Here is a 3,136-nt window from a genome sequence, read left to right as displayed (position 1 = left end):
CTCGCGACCGGCCTCGCCGTGCTGGCCGCCGCGCCCGCCGTCGCCGGTCCGTCCGCGCCCGACGCCGCGCGGCCGGTGGTCACCCGCGCCGCCCTCGATGCGGCGCTCGTCGCCGGGCGCGGCGCCGACGTCGACTTCGTCGAACAGGAGGCGGAGAACGCCCGCACCACAGGCGAGGTCATCGGCCCGGACCGGTCCGCCTACACGCTGCCCGCGGAGGCGTCCGGTCGTCGGGCCGTCCGGCTCACCCCCGGCGAGTACGTGGAGTTCGTCCTGCCCAGCGCGGCCAACGGGATCACCGTGCGGTACAGCATCCCGGACGCGCCCTCCGGCGGCGGGATCACCGCGCCGCTGCGGGTCGCCGTCAACGGCACGCACGTGCGCACCATGACGCTGACCTCGCAGTACTCGTGGCTCTACAACCAGTACCCGTTCACCAACGACCCGCGGGCCGGGCTGCTGCACCCGGACTGGTGGATCACCGAGTGCCAGTGCGTGCCGTCGGCCACCACGCCGTACCCGAGCATCAGCACACCGTTCCGACCCACCCACTTCTACGACGAACAGCGACTGATGCTCGGGCGCACCTACCGGGCCGGGGACAGGATCCGGCTCACCGCGCCGGCCGGTAGCGCCGCCGCCTGGACGGTCATCGACCTACTCGACTCGGAGCTGGTCGCGCCGCCGCGCATCCGGCTGCTCGCGGCGAACGTGCTGGCCTTCGGCGCCGACCCCACCGGCCGGCGGGACTCCGCCGACGCCCTGGACCGGGCCATCGCCTTCGCCCGGCGCACCCACCTGAAGGTGTACATCCCGCCGGGCACCTACCAGGTCAACCGGCACATCATCGTGGACGACGTGACCGTCGAGGGCGCCGGCAACTGGCACACCATCATCAAGGGCCGCGAGGTCGCCCTGCCGACCCCCGCGCCGGACGGCTCGGTGCACACCGGTGTCGGATTCTACGGTCGCGACGCCGCCGACGGCGGCAGCCGCAACGTCCACCTGTCCGGCTTCGCCATCGAGGGCGACGTGCGGGAACGCATCGACACCGACCAGGTCAACGCGATCGGCGGGGCGATGAGCGACTCGACGATCGACGGGCTGCACCTGCGCCACACCAAGGCGGGCCTGTGGTTCGACGGCCCGATGCGCAACGTCCGCGTCACCAACACCATCGTCGTCGACCAGATCGCCGACGCGCTCAACTTCCACACCGGCGTCACCGACTCGCTCGTCGCGCACACCTTCGTCCGCAACACAGGCGACGACGGCCTGGCGATGTGGTCGGAGAAGACGGCCAACGCCCGCAACACGTTCGACCACAACACCGTGCAGTCGCCGACGCTGGCCAATGGCATCGCCATCTACGGCGGCACGGACACCACCGTCTCGCACAACCTCGTCGCCGACCCGGTACGCGAGGGCAGCGGCCTGCACGCCGGTTCCCGTTTCGGCGCGGAGCCGTTCACCGGGCACCTGCGGTTCACCGACAACACCACAGCCAGAGCCGGCACGTACGAGCTGAACTGGAACATCGGGCTGGGCGCGATCTGGGTCTTCGCTCTGGACGGCAGCATCGACGCGGCGATCGAGGTGACCGGGGACGCGTACCTCGACAACACCTACAACGCGATCATGCTGGTCAGCGACTGGCCGGTGAAGGACCTCTACTCGATCACCGACGTGCGTTTCCGCGACGTCCGGGTCGACGGCACCGGCACCTCGGTGGTCAGCGCCCGCGCGGCGGGGTCGGCCTCGTTCGCCAACGTGGACGCGCGCAACGTGGGAGCTGTGGGCGTCAACAACTGCGGGTCGTTCCACTTCACCCCGGCCGGCTCGGAGTTCAGGTTGACCGACCTCGGCGGCAACGACGGCGGCTGGCTCGCGCCGTGGCTGCTGCCCAACACCATCACCTGCGACGACCGGCCCCCGGTGTCGCCGCCCCCGCCTCCGTCACGGTGGTGACCACGGTGGGCGGCCCGCACAGCCGGGCCGCCCGCCGCGTGGTCAGCCCACCCGGGCGTACGCCAGCGGGACGCTCGTCGGCTGCCCGTCCCAGCTGCCGAGCAGAGTGGGCCCGGTGGGGTCGGCGGCGGCGGGCCGGCGGACGACGACCAGCTCGACGGAGTCGGTGACGATCACCGTGTCGTCCTCGTCGACCACCCGACGCACGGCGCCGACCGGTGCCACGTCGGCGTCCCCGGCGCCGGTGACGGCGACCGTCATCGTCGGCTCGCGCACCTCACGCCGTCCGTCCACCTCGAAGTACTGCTCCGCCTGACCGGTGCCGGCGAGGATGGCGTGCGCCAGCGCGGCGGCGTACACCGGGTCGGCGCAGCCGTCGTACACCCAGCGGGTGCCGAGCGCCGAGTGCTCGGTGGTGCCGACCAGCCAGTCGTCGGCGCCGTCGAGCGGCGCGTCGCGGTAGGTGAGCGGGACGTGGTGGACCGGTCCGTCGGCGGCGCCCACCAGCATCGTCTCGATGCCGACCGCGCCGGCCGGGTCGTCGAAGCGGTAGGCGCCCCGGCTCACCACGTCGGCGCCGGCCGGCCCCTGGTACCAGGGTCGGCCGGGCAGCCAGGTCGCCAGCAGGTCGAGCTTCGTGGGGCGCAGTGTCGCGCGGTGCAGCAGTGCCATTCCGGCAGCCTAGGTCACAGTCCCGCGCAGGGTTTCCCGTCGATCGTGCAGCTCTCCGGTTCCCGGGCCTTGGGCCGGCTGTCGCGGACGTCGAACCGGAACGTCTGTGACCCACCGGCCGACACGGCGGGCCCGGTGAACGTGATCGTCCGCCCGTCCTGCCGCCAGTTGGCGTCGTCGACGTCGTCCACTGTGGTGCCCTCGGCGAGCGTGACCACGACGGACCAGTTCGCCGCCGGCGCGCCGCCCGGGTTGTCCACCACGATCTCGCCTGTGTAACCGAACAGCCGGCTGGAGTCGGTCTCGTAGCGGGCCACCACCACGACCTGCGGCGGGGCCGGCGGGGCCAACGAGGACGTACGCGACGGCTTCGCCGACGGGGTGCGGCTCGGGCGGGTGGTCGCCGACGCGGCGGTCCGCGACGGCCGCGCCGACGGGGTCGCCGTGGGCGCGACGGTGGGCGCGACGGCCGTCGCGCCCGCCGACGGTGTGCCCG

The 3,136-nt window shown here is 73.0% G+C and carries 3 protein-coding genes; 1 reads left to right on the top strand and 2 read right to left on the bottom strand.

Going from position 1 to position 3,136, the window contains the following annotated elements; genetic code table 11:
* Nucleotides 1-18: 18 nt before the first annotated feature.
* Nucleotides 19-1,968: a glycosyl hydrolase family 28-related protein gene (locus FHG89_RS00245; protein ID WP_208760812.1), complete on the top strand. Its 1,950-nt coding sequence runs from the start codon at nucleotides 19-21 to the stop codon at nucleotides 1,966-1,968.
* A gap of 42 nt (nucleotides 1,969-2,010) precedes the next feature.
* Here the strand turns inward: FHG89_RS00245 and FHG89_RS00240 are convergent, their stop codons facing one another.
* The gene (locus tag FHG89_RS00240) at nucleotides 2,011-2,640 is read right to left on the bottom strand and encodes a CG0192-related protein (protein ID WP_139581839.1); all 630 of its coding nucleotides are present in this window, start codon (nucleotides 2,638-2,640) and stop codon (nucleotides 2,011-2,013) included.
* A 14-nt stretch (nucleotides 2,641-2,654) separates the two neighbouring features.
* A partial coding sequence (locus FHG89_RS00235; protein WP_208760811.1) for a cellulose binding domain-containing protein occupies nucleotides 2,655-3,136 on the bottom strand: 482 nt, incomplete at its 5' end.

This window comes from Micromonospora orduensis, from assembly GCF_006228125.1.
Taxonomy (GTDB): domain Bacteria; phylum Actinomycetota; class Actinomycetes; order Mycobacteriales; family Micromonosporaceae; genus Micromonospora; species Micromonospora orduensis.
Note: the sequence above shows the minus strand (reverse complement) of the source record. Positions and strands in the feature narration are given on the sequence as shown.